Source organism: Pseudomonas mangiferae (assembly GCF_007109405.1).
GTDB classification, from domain to species: Bacteria; Pseudomonadota; Gammaproteobacteria; order Pseudomonadales; family Pseudomonadaceae; genus Pseudomonas_T; species Pseudomonas_T mangiferae.
This window is the reverse complement of sequence record NZ_VJOY01000013.1, coordinates 68,787-83,644: the sequence shown is the minus strand read 5'-3', so window position 1 is coordinate 83,644 and position 14,858 is coordinate 68,787. Positions and strand designations below refer to the sequence as shown.

The 14,858-nt window shown below is 71.6% G+C and carries 11 protein-coding genes; 3 read left to right on the top strand and 8 right to left on the bottom strand.

Annotated elements, in window-relative coordinates; translation table 11 throughout:
- Nucleotides 1-4: 4 nt before the first annotated feature.
- Nucleotides 5-1,441 carry a coniferyl aldehyde dehydrogenase gene (locus FM069_RS17015; RefSeq protein WP_143489570.1) on the bottom strand — a complete coding sequence of 479 codons (1,437 nt, stop codon included), beginning with the start codon at nucleotides 1,439-1,441 and terminating at the stop codon, nucleotides 5-7.
- 230 nt (nucleotides 1,442-1,671) lie between these two features.
- On the opposite strand from FM069_RS17015, the gene FM069_RS17010 reads away from it, so the two are divergent.
- Complete coding sequence (locus FM069_RS17010; protein WP_143489569.1) at nucleotides 1,672-2,352, top strand: TetR/AcrR family transcriptional regulator; 681 nt, start codon at nucleotides 1,672-1,674, stop codon at nucleotides 2,350-2,352.
- Between the two features lie 9 nt (nucleotides 2,353-2,361).
- Here FM069_RS17010 and FM069_RS17005 read toward each other — a convergent pair whose 3' ends face one another.
- The 3 genes from FM069_RS17005 to FM069_RS16995 form a co-directional block, all read right to left on the bottom strand.
- Entirely contained in the window at nucleotides 2,362-2,763 is a 402-nt protein-coding gene (locus FM069_RS17005) for a hypothetical protein (protein ID WP_143489568.1), read from the bottom strand.
- A gap of 64 nt (nucleotides 2,764-2,827) precedes the next feature.
- Nucleotides 2,828-5,785, bottom strand: a complete 2,958-nt coding sequence (locus FM069_RS17000) for a DEAD/DEAH box helicase family protein (RefSeq protein WP_143489567.1) — start codon at nucleotides 5,783-5,785, stop codon at nucleotides 2,828-2,830.
- Nucleotides 5,782-7,827: a site-specific DNA-methyltransferase gene (locus tag FM069_RS16995; protein WP_143489566.1), complete on the bottom strand. Its 2,046-nt coding sequence runs from the start codon at nucleotides 7,825-7,827 to the stop codon at nucleotides 5,782-5,784. The genes FM069_RS17000 and FM069_RS16995 overlap by 4 nt, the downstream gene beginning before the upstream one ends.
- A 125-nt stretch (nucleotides 7,828-7,952) precedes the next feature.
- Between FM069_RS16995 and FM069_RS16990 the strand changes: the two genes are divergently transcribed.
- Entirely contained in the window at nucleotides 7,953-8,438 is a 486-nt protein-coding gene (locus tag FM069_RS16990) for an XRE family transcriptional regulator (RefSeq protein ID WP_143489565.1), read from the top strand.
- 48 nt (nucleotides 8,439-8,486) lie between these two features.
- Here FM069_RS16990 and FM069_RS16985 read toward each other — a convergent pair whose 3' ends face one another.
- The 4 genes from FM069_RS16985 to FM069_RS16970 all read right to left on the bottom strand — a co-directional run bounded on the left by FM069_RS16985 (nucleotide 8,487) and on the right by FM069_RS16970 (nucleotide 13,066).
- Nucleotides 8,487-9,491 carry a hydrolase gene (locus FM069_RS16985; RefSeq protein ID WP_143489564.1) on the bottom strand — a complete coding sequence of 335 codons (1,005 nt, stop codon included), beginning with the start codon at nucleotides 9,489-9,491 and terminating at the stop codon, nucleotides 8,487-8,489.
- A gap of 155 nt (nucleotides 9,492-9,646) precedes the next feature.
- A complete protein-coding gene (gene rsmD, locus FM069_RS16980; protein WP_143489563.1) occupies nucleotides 9,647-10,252 on the bottom strand; it encodes a 16S rRNA (guanine(966)-N(2))-methyltransferase RsmD in 606 nt (201 codons plus the stop codon).
- Entirely contained in the window at nucleotides 10,252-11,718 is a 1,467-nt protein-coding gene (locus tag FM069_RS16975) for a M16 family metallopeptidase (protein ID WP_143489562.1), read from the bottom strand. Before FM069_RS16975 ends, rsmD begins: the two co-directional genes overlap by 1 nt.
- On the bottom strand, nucleotides 11,711-13,066 hold the full coding sequence (locus FM069_RS16970) for a M16 family metallopeptidase (protein ID WP_143489561.1): 1,356 nt from the start codon (nucleotides 13,064-13,066) through the stop codon (nucleotides 11,711-11,713). Before FM069_RS16970 ends, FM069_RS16975 begins: the two co-directional genes overlap by 8 nt.
- Before the next feature lie 146 nt (nucleotides 13,067-13,212).
- Between FM069_RS16970 and ftsY the strand changes: the two genes are divergently transcribed.
- Entirely contained in the window at nucleotides 13,213-14,850 is a 1,638-nt protein-coding gene (ftsY, locus tag FM069_RS16965) for a signal recognition particle-docking protein FtsY (protein WP_143489560.1), read from the top strand.
- Nucleotides 14,851-14,858 lie beyond the last annotated feature (8 nt).

Here is a 14,858-nt window from a genome sequence, read left to right as displayed (position 1 = left end):
GCCCTCAGCGCAGGAAGAGGCGGTAGATCAGGGACTGGATCGCCCGGCCGTAGGGCGGGTAGACCAGCCGCGCGGCGTTGAATCGGCCCTTGGCGAACACCCCCTTGGCCTTGCTGAAGGTGAGGAAGCCCTCGTGGCCGTGGTAGTGACCCATGCCCGAGGCGCCGATGCCGCCGAAGGGCAGGTCGTCCTGGGCCACGTGGAGCAGGGTGTCGTTGAGGCACACGCCGCCGGAATGGGTGCGCTCCAGCACGCGGCGCTGGTCGTCGCGGTCGTAGCCGAAATAGTAGAGGGCCAGGGGCCGCGGGCGCTGGTTGACGTAGGCGATGGCGTCGTCCAGGTGGTCATAGGGCACCACCGGCAGCAGCGGCCCGAAGATTTCCTCCTGCATCACCTGCATGGCGTCGTCCACCTCCAGCAGCAGGGTCGGCGGCAGGCGCCGGTCGGCCGCCGCCGGCAGCAGCGGCAGCACCGTCGCGCCACGGGCCCGGGCGTCGTCCAGGTAGGCGGCGAGGCGCGCCGCCTGGCGCGGGTTGACGATGCTGGTGTAGTCGGGGTTGTCCGCCAGCCGCGGGAAGAAGCGCTGCACCGTGCGGCCGTAGGCCTCGACGAAGCCGTCCAGGCGCGCCCGCGGCACCAGCACGTAGTCCGGCGCCACGCAGGTCTGCCCGGCGTTCAGGCACTTGCCGAAGGCGATGCGCTCGGCAGCATGCTCCAGGGGCACGTCGGCCGAGACGATGGCCGGCGACTTGCCGCCCAGTTCCAGGGTCACCGGGGTGAGGTGCTCGGCGGCGGCGCGCATCACCTTGCGGCCCACCTCGGTGGAGCCGGTGAACAGCAGGTGGTCGAACGGCAGCCGGGAAAAGGCCGCGGCCACCTCGGCCTCGCCCTGCACCACGCTCACCAGGTTGTCCGGGAAAGTGGCGGCCAGCAGCTCGGCCAGCGCCCGGGCGGTGCGCGGGGTGGCCTCGCTGAGCTTGAGCATCACCCGGTTGCCGGCGGCCAGGGCACCCACCAGCGGCCCCACCGCCAGGTACAGCGGGTAGTTCCACGGCACGATCACCCCCACCACCCCCAGGGGCTGGTAGACCACCCGCGCCGAGGCCGGCTGGAACATCGCCCCCACGCCGCGCCGCGCGGGCTTCATCCAGTGCCGCAGCCGGCGCCGCGCGTAGCGGATGGCATGCAGGCTGGGGATCAGCTCGGCCAGCAGGGTCTCGTCGGCGGAGCGGTTGCCGAAGTCCTCGGCGATGGCCCTGACCAGGGTGTCGCGGTTCGCCAGCAACCCCCGGCGCAGGGCGTCGAGCCATTGCAGGCGTTCCTCGGCGGGTGGCATCGGATGCGCGCAAAAAGCCTCGCGCAGGGTCTGGAAGGTTTCTTGCAGCGGATCGCGGGCACCCGCATCGGCGGCAGGCAACGGCAGGGCGGCGTCGACACGCATCGGTGACCTCGGGGCAAAAAAGCGGATTGGGTGGGAGGCGCCGTGGCGCGCGGGTTTCCGGGATATTTAGAGTAATTGCTCTAAATTGTCAATCGGACGGTCGTACCAATGGTCGGCGACTCCTGCCAGTATGTTGGAAGTGTCGATGGCGTAGCGTTTTGTCGTCGATGTTTCCGTGTACCTTTGCGGCCTTCCGCACACGCGCCACCCCCCGTACGAGACGAGTTCAGATGGCAGCACCGAAGACCCGTGACCGCATCGTCCAGGCCAGCCTGGAGCTGTTCAACGCCCAGGGCGAGCGCAGCGTCACCACCAACCACATCTCCGCCCACCTGGGGATGTCGCCCGGCAACCTGTACTACCACTTCCGTAACAAGCAGAAGATCATCGCCGAGCTGTTCCTGCAGTACGAGGACCGGGTCGACAGCGTGCTGCAGCGGCCGCCGGGGCGGGCGATGACGGTGGCGGACAAGACCTTCTACCTGGAGGCGCTGCTGGCCTCCATGTGGCACTACCGCTTCCTGCACCGCGACCTGGAGCACCTCCTGGAGGCCGACCCGGAACTGGCCTGGCGCTACCGCTGGTTCGCCCGCCGCTGCCTGAACCGCGCCCAGGACATCTACCAGGGCTTCGTCGAGGCCGGCATCCTGCGCATGACCCCGGTGCAGATCGAGGCCCTGGCCCTCAACGCCTGGATCGTCATGACCTCCTGGGTGCGCTTCCTCTGCACCACCCGCGGCGACCCCGGCGACCTCAGCGAAGACCTGCTGCGCCGGGGCATCTACCAGGTGCTGGCGCTGGAGGACGGCTACATCGCCGACAGCGCCCGGGATGCGGTGCAGGCACTGTACGAACGCCTGCACGTGCCCCTGGAAGAGGTCATCGCCGAGTCGCCGACCCTGGCCGGCTGAGGCCGCCGCTCATTCCTCGTGGAGCACCGCCGGCCGCGGCACCAGCGGGTAGCCGGGGTCGTTGCGGCCGCTCCAGCGGACCAGCATCACCGGCTGCTCGAAGTCGATCATCAGGCAGTCGTCCAGCGTGTAATAGGCTTCGTAGAGCTTGCAGGTGAAGTGCAGCATGCGCCGCTGGTCGCGCAGCCGCGCCAGGCGGAAGCGCACCGCGCCGTAGGCCGGGTTGTGCACCAGCCGTTCGGTGAAGAACAGCGTGTTGCGCCACCAAACCTTTTCCTTGTCGCCCATCTCCGGGACCTCCTCGGCCGCGTCCCTTGGCGGCGTGGCGTACAACGGTTCCCTGGCGCTGCCGTGACGCCTGGCGCGGTGCGCCGTGAGGTCGACAACCTTGTTCGGATGCGTTTCCTTCATCGCTCTTTCCCTGTGTGGTGCCTGTGTTGAATCGAGCGGCGTCCGGCCCCTCATGGCCCGGCGCCTAGATCATGTCGCGCGGCGCCTCCAGGCGTAGCCGCCCCTGGTCGCCGGCCACCGCCGGGCGATAGAGGCTGGCCAGCGCCAGCAGGTCCTCCAGGCGCGCGCCGCGGCGCCGCCAGTCGTGGAACAACGCCTCGCCCACCAGCGCGTAGCGCCAGGGCAGGCCGTCCGGCCGGGCCTCCGGCACCGCGTCCAGGCGCGCGCACCAGGCGCCGGCGGCGGCCGCCTTGCGACGCACGTCGGGGTGGTTGAGCTGGTTCTCGGCCTTGGTCTCCACCAGGTAGGTGGCGCGTTCGCCGCGCACCAGGAAGTCCGGGCTGTAGCGGGCCGGGCGGCCGTCCTCGCGCAGGTACGGCAGGTGCACGAAGGGGTGGCGCTGCTCGCTGATGCGGCAGTAGGCACGGATGCCGGTGTCGCACTCGGCCCATTCGATGAATGCCCGTTCCAGGCCGGTATGCCGGCCGGGCAGCGGCAGGTGGGTGTAAAGGCACTTGCGCACCGCCAGCACCTCGCCGGCGCGCACCGTCAGCTGCGCCACCTCGGACAGGCTGCGCGTCTGCACCCGGGCCGGCTGCCCGGGGCGGCGGCGCTCGGCGCAGACCAGGGCCAGGGCGAACACCCGCACCAGGTGCTCGTGCACCGGGCGCACCAGCAGCAGGCGCCAGCCGTCGTCCGCCAGGGGGTCGAAGGGCGCGCCGAACAGCCGCCCGCGGATGTAGCGGTCCAGGCGCTGGGCCAGCCAGGCGCCCCGGGTCTGCAGGTACGGCCGTGGCTGCCGCGGCGCCACCCGGGTACCGCCCGCCAGGGGCTGGCTGAGGGCCTGGGCGATGCGCCGGGTCAGGCGCGACAGCAGCTCGTTGTAGCCGCCGGCCTGCAGCACCGCGCCGTCCACCCGGTAGTCGCCGAACAGGGTGGCGCTCTGCAGGTCCAGGGAGGTGAAGGTGTCGCCCCGGCCCAGCAGCTCCGCCAGGGCCTCCCGGGAGGGGCCGGAGAAGGGCGGCAGCGCGCCCTCGTCGAAGTCGGCGTGCTCCAGGCGCTCCTCGGCTTCCTCCACCAGCACCGGCACGCTGAAGTCGTAGCGTTCGTAGCCGTCCCGCAGGCCGATGGTGATCAGGTCGCCGGTGCCGGCCACCGGCGCGTCGCTGCCGTGCACCAGCAGGCCGGCGTCCCGCAGCTCGTCGTAGAAGCGGGCGAAGGCGGGGTGCTCGATGATGGACAGGATGTCGATCAGGCTGGACGGCTCCTCGCCGTGGTCGATGCGCTCGCGGTTCTCCCGGCGCAGGGCCTCGTAGACCTCGCCGCGCCACATCAGGCGCAGGCCGCGGCCCACGGTCTGCTCCACCAGGATCGCCGCGCGGCTGGCGCGCAGCGGCACGATCACGCAGATGGTCTCGGCGTCGAAGCCCTCCCGCAGCATCAGCACGCTGACCAGCACCCGCGGCTGCGGCCCGGCGTCCAGGCTGGACAGGCGCCGGCGCAGCGGCGCCCACTCCCGCTCGCCCAGCTCCGCGCGGCGCCCGGAGTCGATGCGCAGCACGTCGTCGGCGGGCAGGCCTTCCTCCAGCAGGAAGGCTTCCACCAGCGCTGCCACCGCGGTGTCCTCGCAGACCACCAGCAGCTTCGGCGTGCGCCGTGGGTCGAGGACGGCGAAGTCCCGCTCCAGGCGCTCGCGCTTGCCCAGGCCGGCGCGGATCATCAGGCGCTGGCCCTCGGATAGGCGCAGGCGGCCGTCGGCGTCGTGCTCGGCGAGGAAGTCCAAGGGCAGCGCGGCGATGTCCTTGCGACGGTCCAGCACCAGGGACTTCACCAGCCCGGCCCCGAGGGCCGCGCGCAGGTCGAAGTCGGCGACGATGTGGGGGAAGTACGCCTTGCGGCCGTTGCCCAGGTCGTTGTACGGGGTCGCCGAGAAGTCCACCTGGATGAAGCGCCGGCCCTTGTCCCGGGCCAGGCGCAGCAGGCTCTTCTGCCATTCCACCTCGCTGTCGTCCTCGCCGGCGCGCAGGGCGTGGACGTGGTGCGCCTCGTCGTTGAACACCAGCAGGTCGGGCAGGGCGGCGAGGGCGGCCAGCGGGTCGTCGCGGCCGTGGCGACGGTCCAGGCGCTCCAGTTCGTTGCCGGCGCCGCGCCCCGGGGCGAGGGGCAGCACGCGGTAGGCGCCGTGCTCCTCCGCCGCCAGGGCGTCGTCCAGGTCGGCGGCCTTGTCGTCGGGGCGCTCGGTGGTCTCGGCCAGCAGGTGCCAGTTGGTCAGGGCCAGCAGGCCGTTGCCGGTGCACTTGCGGCCGATCTCGTGCTTCTCGCAGAGGTTGGCGAGGACGAACTGGCGCAGCGGCGCGCGCAGCTCCGGCGGCACGAACAGCTCGGCGTGGCGTACCAGGTCGGCGCTGTCCGGGTCGCGCTCGCCGTCGCCGCCGCGGCGCCCGAGGAAGGCGTCCAGCAGCCGCTCGTAGACGATCAGCCCCGGGGCTACCACCAGGAAGCGCCGGGTGAAGCGCGGGTCGTCGCGGCCGGCGGCGCAGGCCGCCCGGTGGTTGGCCCACTGCCACACCAGCAGGGCCTGCAGCACCCAGGTCTTGCCGGTGCCGGTGGCCATCTTCAGGCAGTACTTGGGGTGGCGGTGGCGCGGCTTGTCGAAGCCGGCGCGCTGGGCCGGGTCCAGGGCGTCCAGCAGGCCGAGCCCTGCGTGCAGGCCGCCCAGGTCGGCGGCGTCGAACAGCTCGTGGGCGATCAGGGTGTGCAGGATCGCCTGGCGCTGGCCGGCGTGGAAGCGCACCGGGCGGGTCGCGCAGGCGCTCTCGCCGAACCACCAGCGCAGCAGCCCGGCGCTGGTGGGGGTGAAGCGCGCCAGCAGCTCCCCGGGCGGGCCGCCGGCGTCGTGCCGGGCCAGCTCGGTCTCCAGGCGCGCGGCCAGCTCGCCCAGGGCCGCCACCAGGGGCAGCGTGCCGGCGGCCGGGGCGGTCATGGCCGCACCTCCGCCAGGTCCAGGCTGACCTCGGCCTCGAAGCCGAACACGTCCACCGCCCGCACGCACAGGCGTCGCGGCCCCTCGCGGTAGGGCACTTCCAGGCGTGCCTCCGGCGACACCCGCAGCGGGTCGCCGGCGTGGGCGGCGTTGCCCCGGTAGTCCTGCCAGACCGAGCGGAACACCTCGCCGTCGTAGTCCGGGTCCACCGCCCAGTACTCGATCAGCGCCAGGGGCTCGGCGTTCATCACCCGGTGCAGCTTGGCGCGGTTGGCGTCGTCCAGGTTGATCGCCTCGGGGGAGAGCAGCACGTAGTTGGCCAGGCGCACCCGCAGCGACTCGGCGTCGCCCCGGCGCTGGCGCTCCACCGGGTGCAGGCTGAGGTACTGCAGGCTGGAGAAGCGCACCTGGGCGCGCAGGCGGTCGAGGCCGCCCTTCTTCAGGCGGTCCAGCAGGTCCGGCGGGATCACCAGCACCTCCAGGCGCGGGTCGGCCAGGGCGTCGAGGCTCTGGCCGATGGCCGGGTCGAAGTTCCAGCCCAGCACCACCACCTTGTCCCAGCCCCCCAGCAGGCTGTCCCGCAGGGCCACGGCGCGGCGCAGGGTGGCGCCGCCGGTGAGCTTGTTGGGGGAGTCGGCCAGCACCAGGGTGCGGCTGCCGTCATCCAGGGCGCCCAGGTTGCGTTGGGGGTTGGCGTCCGCCGGCAGCGGCCGGGCGCCGAACAGGGCGAGGACGATCCCGGAGAGGTCGCCGATGCGGAAGCTGCGGCCCAGGGTGTGCTTCGCCGCCTCCAGCTGGTAGTCGCCGATGGCCTGGTAGAGGAACGGCCGCGCGCCCTGGTCGATCAGCCGCTTGCGCATGATCATGCAGGCCGGCTTGCCCAGGTCGCTGGTGATCCAGCGCCGGCCCAGGCGCTCGGCCACCGCCGCGGTGGTGCCGGAGCCACCGAAGAAGTCGGCGATCAGTTGGCCCTCCCGGGTCGAGGCGGCGATCACCCGCTCCAGCAGGCCGCTGGGCTTCTGGGTGGCGTAGCCGATGCTCTCGCTGCCCTGCAGGGAGCGCACGTCGGTCCAGACGTCGCGACAGCGCACGCCGTGGGGATTCTTGTAGAGCTTCTTGCCGGGCACCTTGCCCGGCTCCACCAGCAGCAGGCCCTGGCGCAGCCAGTCGAGGGCGGTGGCCAGGGGCATGCGGTAGCCGTTGCGCGGCATCTTCTCGCCCAGACCCAGGTCGTAGACGTACCCGCCGCCGCCGGGGTTGTCCACCGGCGCCAGGCGGAAGCGCCCGCCGGCGTCCTGGCGGCTGTAGAGCTTGTCGCTGGCATCGCTGAAGGGCTGGAAGACGTCGTTCCAGACCGGCTCGGCGGCGCCCTTGCGGTAGAAGAACAGGGTGTCGTGGGACTTGATGAACTTGCGGTTCTTCGCCGAGGTGTCGCCCACCGCGCCCTGCCAGATCAGCTCGTTGACGAAGTTCTCCTTGCCGAACACCTCGTCCATCACCAGCTTCACGTAGTGGCCGACGTGCCAGTCCAGGTGCACGTAGATGGAGCCGTGGGCGGCCAGCAGCTCGCGCATCAGCAGCAGCCGCGGGGTGATCATCGCCAGGTAGGAGGCGGTGCCCTCGGACCAGGTGTCGGAGTAGGCGAACTGCTCGATCACCGTCGGCCGCTGCTCCAGTTCCACCCCCGGCAGCAGCACCTTGGTGCGGTAGTCGGTGCGCGAATCGAAGGGCGGGTCGATGTAGATCAGGTCGATGCGGTTACGCAGGCTCGGCGTGCCGTCCTCGTCGCCGGCCAGCAGCGCGGCCATGGCCAGCAGGTTGTCGCCGTAGATCAGCCGGTTGCTCCAGGCGCCGGGCTCGGGCGCCTGGTCGCGCAGGCCGTCGACCCAGTCGGGCATCGCCGCATCCCGCGCCGGCAGTACCCATTCGCGGGTTTGCAGGGCGATGCGGTGGCGGCCCTCGAGGCTTTCCAGCAGGCGTTCGGCTTGCTGCCGCCCGCGGGCGACGATATCGGGAAGTTGCTCCAGCAGACTTTTGGACATGGATCACACACCGGAAGGTCGGTGACCGAAAGTCTAGCGAAAACTTAACCGAATAATCCATCCGATTACGTAATCGCTTTGCAATTTCCCGTAACGTGGCCGCCTTTGCCGCCACGTCGATCTCCATGAACGAAGCCAAGATCAAATTCGCCGAACGCCTGCAGGACGCCATGCGCCGCGCCGGCTACGAACCCCGCCCGGCCGTGCTGGAGCGCGAGTTCAACCTGCGCAGCTGGGGCCGGACGGTGACCCTGCACGGGGTGCGCCGCTGGTTGCGTGGCGAGACCTACCCGTCCGAGGACAAGGTCCTGGTGCTGGCCGAATGGCTCAAGGTGCCGCCGCAGTACCTGCGCTTCGGCACCGACGTGGACAACCGCATCAACGAATACGAACAGCGCTGGCAGGACCTCAACTACTTGGAGCGCGAGACCATCGATGCCTTCCTCTGCCTGCCGGCGAGCCAGCGCAAGATCGTCCGCGAGGTGATCTTCGCCTTCTCCAAGGTGGCGCGGCAGGAAAACCCGGACGAGATCCCCCTGTCCGAGCGGGTGCAGCCCCTGCGGGCGGCCCGTGACGGCCAGGACGAGGACGACGCCGGCGACGACGCCTGACCCGGCGGGCCGCCGCCGGACTCCCCGCCTTCACCGTGACGCGACGCCTCAGGCGTCGCCGTGCACCGCCGCCAGCCAGGCCGGAATGCGCCGCTCCAGGTAGTACCCCGGCGCCCGCGGCGACCCCTCCACGAATCCCACGTGCCCACCCCGGGCCTGCGCCTCGAAGGTGGTGCTGGGCGACAGCTCGCCCGGCTCCGGCAGGCTGTGGCGGAACACGAAGGGGTCGTCCAGGGCCTGGATCAGCAGGGTCGGCGTGCGGATCGCCCCCAGGAAGTAGCGGCTCGACGCGCGCCGGTAGTAGTCCTCGGCGTCGCGGTAGCCGTGCAGCGGGGCGGTGAAGCGCCCGTCGAACTCCCAGAAGGTACGCAGCCCGTCCAGGGGCCCCAGGCGCTCCAGGGCCGACAGCCGGTCCGCCATGCCCTGGTGGGCGAACAGCCGCTGCTTGTCCCGCACGTAGGCCGCCATGGCCCGCATGAAATGCGCCTGGTAGACCCGCGAGAACCCGCTGCCGATGCGGTCGGCGCACTGGTCCAGGCGGAACGGCACGGACACCGCCGCCGCCCCCTGCAACGGGCAGTCGGCGCCCCGTTCGCCCAGGTACTTGAGCAGCACGTTGCCGCCCAGGGAATAGCCCACCGCATAGAGCGGCGCCAGAGGCCGGCGCGCCTGCAGGTGCTCGATCACCTCGCCCAGGTCGTCGCTGGCGCCGGAATGGTAGGCCCGCGGCAGCAGGTTCGGTTCGCCGGAACAGCCGCGCCAGTTGATCGCCACGCTGGCCCAGCCGCGGGCCGCCAGGGCCTCTTGCAGGCCGAGCACATAAAGCGAGGCGGAGGAGCCGGTCAGGCCGTGGAGCGCCAGCACCAGGGGCGCATCGGCCCGGTGCGCGCCGTGCCAGTCCAGGTCGATGAAGTCGCCGTCCGCCAGCCATAGGCGCTCGCGCTGCCGTTCCAGGCGCGGCGCGGGCCGGCAGAACGGCGACCACAGGGTCTGCAGGTGCGGCCCTGGCAGCCACCAGGCGGGGCGGAAGGGGGCGGAAGCGGCGTCGGGCATCGGGTGTTCCGAAAATGAAGCGAGCGACGGGCCGGCGCCCGTCATCCTGAAGGGGTCGCGGCCTGTCGGTTCGCCAGGGAAGGCCGGTGTTCAGCCGGCTCAGCCCGGTGGTGCGCGGTCCGGCTCGCGCGCGGCCGGTACGCGGGAGGTCGGCCTCAGCCCCGTTCCCACAGGGCGTAGTGGACGTGGCCCGCCTGTTTCTCCCGGTGCAGGCGCCAGGCGCCCGGCAGCCCCAGGGTGGAGGGTGGGGCCTCGCTCTCGCTGTAGATCCAGGCATGGTCCGCCAGCCAGCCGCGGTTTTCCAGCGATTCGCAGGCGGTCTGCAGCAGGTTCTGGTGGAACGGCGGGTCGAGGAACACCACGTCGAAAGGCTGCGCCGGCTGGTTCTCCAGGTAGCGCAGGGCGTCGCCCTGGACCACCTGGCCGCGGGGGCAGCCGAGGGTGTCCAGGTGCTTGCGCAGGGCCGCCAGGGCCTCTCCGTTGGTGTCCAGGGCCAGGGCCTGGCCGGCGCCCCGGGACAGCGCCTCGAGGAACAGCGCGCCGCTGCCGGCAAAGGCGTCCAGTACCCGCGCCGCCTCGATGTGCGGCGCCAGCCAGTTGAACAGCGTTTCGCGCACCCGGTCCGGAGTGGGCCGCAGGCCCGGCCCGTTGGGAAAGGCGAAGCGCCGGCTGCGCCATTCGCCCCCGATGATCCGCAACGAGCCCTCGCCGCCGTGGGGCTTGGCCGGCGCCTTGGCCGGCTTGACCGTCTGGCCGCGCATCAGTGTTCCGGGACCGCGAGGGGTTGTTCGAGAGGCTTTTCGGTGGGCGCCGGCAGCGGCTGCTGCGCCACCTTCGGGCCCACGGTGACGATCACCAGCGCGTTCGGGTCGAGGTGGCGCGCCATTGCCGCCTTCACGTCCGCCACGCTCAACGCCTGGACCTTGGCCATGAAGTCCTCCAGGTAGGTCAACGGCAAGTCGTAGAAACCGATGGCGCCGAGCTGGCCGACGATATCGGCGTTACTGGCGGTGGACAGCGGGAAGCTGCCGGCGGTTTCGCGCTTGGCGTCGTTCAGCTCCTTCTGGGTGGGACCCCCGGCCAGGTAATCGGCCAGGATCGTGCGCACCAGGCCCAGGGTGTTCTCGCTGAGTTCGGCGCGGGTCTGCAGGGTGATCAGGAACGGCCCGCGGGCCTGCATGCCGGTGAAGCCGGAGTACACGCCGTAGGTCAGGCCGCGTTTCTCCCGCACCTCCTCCATCAGCCGGGTGCCGAAGCCGCCGCCGCCGAGGATCTGGTTGCCCAGGTACAGGGCCGGCCAGTCCGGGTCGTTCCGCTCGATGCCCAGTTCCGCCAGCATCAGGTGGGTCTGGCTGGAGGGGAACTCGATGTGCTGGGTGCCGGCCTCGGGCGCCTTGGGCGCGGGCAGCCGCGGCAGCGCCGGGCCCTTGGGCAGGGCCTTGGAGACCTGGGCGGCGATGGCCTCGGCGCGGGAACGGTCCAGGTCGCCCACCAGGGCGATGACCACGTTGCCGGCGGCGTAGGCCTTGGCGTGGAAGGCCCGCAGGCGCTCGACGCCGATGGCCGGCACGGACTTCTCGTCGCCGTCGCTGGGGTGGGCATAGGGGTGGTCGCCGTAGAGCCGGGCGAACAGCGCATCGCCGGCCAGCTTGCCGGGGTTCTTCTTCTGGAACTCGAAGCTGGCGAGCATCTGGTTCTTGATCCGCGCCAGGGAGTCCTCGGGGAAGGTGGGCTGGCCGATGACCCGGGTAAACAGGTCGAGGGCGGCGTCGCGCTTGTCGGCGGCGCTCAGGCTGCGCAGGGAGACCACCGCCATGTCGCGGTAGGCGCCGTTGCCGAACTGGGCACCGAGGCCCTCGAAGCCCTGGGCGATGGCGGTGACGTCCTTGCCCGGCACGCCTTCGTTGAGCATGGCGTTGGTCAGCAGGGCGAGGCCGGGCGCGTCGCCGTCCTGGGCGCTGCCGGCGGCGAAAGTCAGGCGCAGGTCGAACATCGGCAGTTCCGGGGCCGGCACGAACAGCACCCGGGCGCCTTCGGCGGTGCGCCAGCTCTGGATGTCCAGGGTGCGCCGGGCGGGGGCCTGGCCGTTGAGCGCGGCGAGGGATTCCAGGGCCGGCCGGGCGACGGGCTCGGCCAGGGCGCCGGGCGCCGCGACGCCCAGCAGGGCGCCCAGCAGCAGCGGGGTGAGGCCGAGCAGGCCGCGACGCAGGGCGGTGCGCTCAGTCATGGGACGCCTCCTCGGGCAGGATGTGGGCGACGCTCAGGCGCGAGCGGGTGAAGTAGGTGCGGGCGGCGGCCTGGACGTCGGCCGGGGTCACCGCCTCCAGGGCGCTGAGCTCCTCGTCCATCAGCTTCCAGGACAGGCCGACGGTCTCCAGCTGGCCGATGGTGGTGGCCTGGCTGGTGATGGAGTCGCGCTCGTAGACCAGCCCGGCGATCACCTGGGCGCGCACCCGTTCCAGCTCCTCGGCGCTGGGCGGGGTCTGCTTCAGGTCGTCCAGCAGGCGCCAGAGGCCGGCTTCCACCTGCTCCAGGGTCTTGCCTTTCTGGGCATTGGGGGTGGCGCTGAGCACGAACAGGCTGTCGCCGCGGGTGAAGGCGTCGTAGTTGGCGGAGGCACCGCTCACCAGTTCCTCGCCGCGTTCCAGGCGCGACGGCAGGCGCGCGCTGTAGCCGCCGTCCAGCAGCGCCGCGATCAGGCGCAGGGCCTGGGCCTCGCGGGGCGCGGCGGCGGTGGCGAGCCCCGGCACGTTGAAGCCGAACAGCAGGCTCGGCAGCTGGGTCTTCAGGTGCAGCACGGTACGCCGCTCGCCCGGCTCGGGGAGTTCCAGGGGCTTCTTGGCCGGCGGCGTCGGGCGGCTGGGGATGGCGCCGAAGTAGTGCTGCACCAGTTGCCTGGCGTCGGCCTCGGTGAGGTCGCCCACCAGCACCAGGGTGGCGTTGTTGGGCGCGTACCAGGCTTCGTGCCAGGTGCGCAGCTCCTCGATCTTCATCCGCTTGAGGTCTTCCATCCAGCCGATGGTGGGCGTGTGGTAGCCGCTGGCGGGGTAGGCCATGGCGTTGAAGCGCTCGAAGGCGAGGGCGCCGGGCTTGTCGTCGGTGCGCAGGCGGCGCTCTTCCTTGATCACCTCGATCTCCCGCTCGAACTCGTCGGCGGGCAGGGCCAGGCTGGCCAGGCGGTCGGCCTCCAGCTCCAGGGCCACCGGCAGGCGGTCGCGAGCCAGGACCTGGTAGAAGGCGGTGTAGTCGTCGCTGGTGAAGGCGTTTTCCTCGGCGCCGAGGTCGCGCAGCACCCGGGACGCCTCGCCGGGGCCCATCTTGCTGCTGCCCTTGAACATCATGTGTTCCAGGGCGTGGGACAGGCCGGTCTGGCCGGGCGTCTCGTAGCTGGAGCCGACTTTGTACCAGAGCTGGGAAACTACCACCGGGGCCCGGTGGTCTTCTCGGACGATTACCTTGAGGCCGTTGTCCAGGCTGAATTCATGGGTGGCTTGCGGGTCGGAAGCACTGGCCAGCGAAGGCACGCACAGCGTGCCGAGCAGCAGGCCAGCCAGGCGGCGGGCGGTGACATTCATGGGTGATCAGGGACCTTCTGGACGGCCCGGGGCAGCCATGGCGCCGCCGGGCGAAAGAGGTGCTAGGATACCCCATCCTTTTACGGGGCGGCGATGCAGGCCGGGCCAGGCCCGGCGCGAGCGCCCCCTTGAGATGCAAGCGACCCATGTTTGGTTCCAACGACGACAAGAAGACCCCGGCGGAGCCCGCCGAGAAGAAATCGCTGTTCGGCTGGTTGCGGCGCAAGACCCAGGACGCCCCGGTCGCTCCCGAATCCCCCCCCGTCCCTCCGACCGTCGATACGTCGGGCGCCGCTGCGTCGGGCGCCGTCGCGTCGGGCGCCGCTGCGCCAACGGTCGATGAGCCGATTGTCGATGCGCCGCGGGCCGATGTGCCGGTCGATACGTCGCCCGCCGATGCGGCGTTCACCGCGACGCCGGTCGAGCCCCTGAGCGCCGGGCGCCCGGCTAACGTGCCCTCTGGCGTCACCGAGGACGCGGAACTCCCCTCCACCCAGGTGCCCGTCGAACCGGCTCCGGCTCCGGCTCCGGCTCCGGCTCCGGCTCCGGCTCCGGCTCCGGCATTCGAACAATCCGCCTCGACGCCTGGTGCACCGGCGCTGCCCGTCGAGCTGGCGCCGCCGGCCACCGCGCCCCTGGCGCCGGTGCCCCAGGACGAACCCGTCGCGCCGCCCGCGGCCCCGGCCGCCGAGGTCACCGGCGACCCCGAGCTGGGCCGCGCGCCCACGCCAGCGCCCGCGGCCGCGCCCACCGGGTTCTTCGCCCGCCTGCGGGGCGAGGCCGAGCCCGCCGCGCCCCGCGCCGAGCCGCTGGAGCCCGTGGCCGCGCCGCCGGCGGTTCCGGCCGAGGAGGCCCGCGGGGGCTTCTTCGCCCGCCTCAAGCAGGGCCTGGCGAAGACCAGCGCCAGCCTTGGCGAGGGCATGGCCAGCCTGTTCCTCGGTCGCAAGGCCATCGACGACGACCTGCTGGAAGAGATCGAGACCCGCCTGCTCACCGCCGACGTCGGCGTCGAGGCCACCGGCGTGATCGTGCAGAACCTCACCCGCCGGGTCGCCCGCAAGGAGCTGGCGGACAGCGGCGCGCTGTATAAGGCTCTGCAGGAAGAGCTGGCCGTCCTGCTGCGCCCGGTGGAGCAGCCGCTGCGCATCGACGACACCCGCCGGCCCTACGTGATCCTGGTGGTCGGCGTGAACGGCGCCGGCAAGACCACCACCATCGGTAAGCTGGCGAAGAAGCTCCAGCAGGACGGCAAGAAGGTCATGCTGGCCGCCGGCGACACCTTCCGCGCGGCCGCCGTGGAGCAGCTGCAGGTGTGGGGCGAGCGTAACGACATCGCGGTGATCGCCCAGCACACTGGCGCCGACTCGGCCTCGGTGATCTTCGATGCGGTGCAGGCCGCCAAGTCCCGCGGCGCCGACGTGCTGATCGCCGACACCGCCGGGCGCCTGCACACCAAGGACAACCTGATGGAGGAGCTGAAGAAGGTTCGCCGGGTGATCGGCAAGCTGGACGACAGCGCGCCCCACGAGGTCCTGCTGGTGCTGGACGCCGGTACCGGGCAGAACGCGATCAACCAGACCCGCCAGTTCAACCAGGCGGTGGAACTCACCGGCCTGGCGCTGACCAAGCTGGACGGCACCGCCAAGGGCGGGGTGATCTTCGCCCTGGCCAAGCAGTTCGGCCTGCCGATCCGCTACATCGGCGTCGGCGAGGGCATCGACGACCTGCGCACCTTCGAGGCCGATGCCTTCGTCCAGGCGCTGTTCGCCGAGCGAGGCGCCTGAGTGGCGCC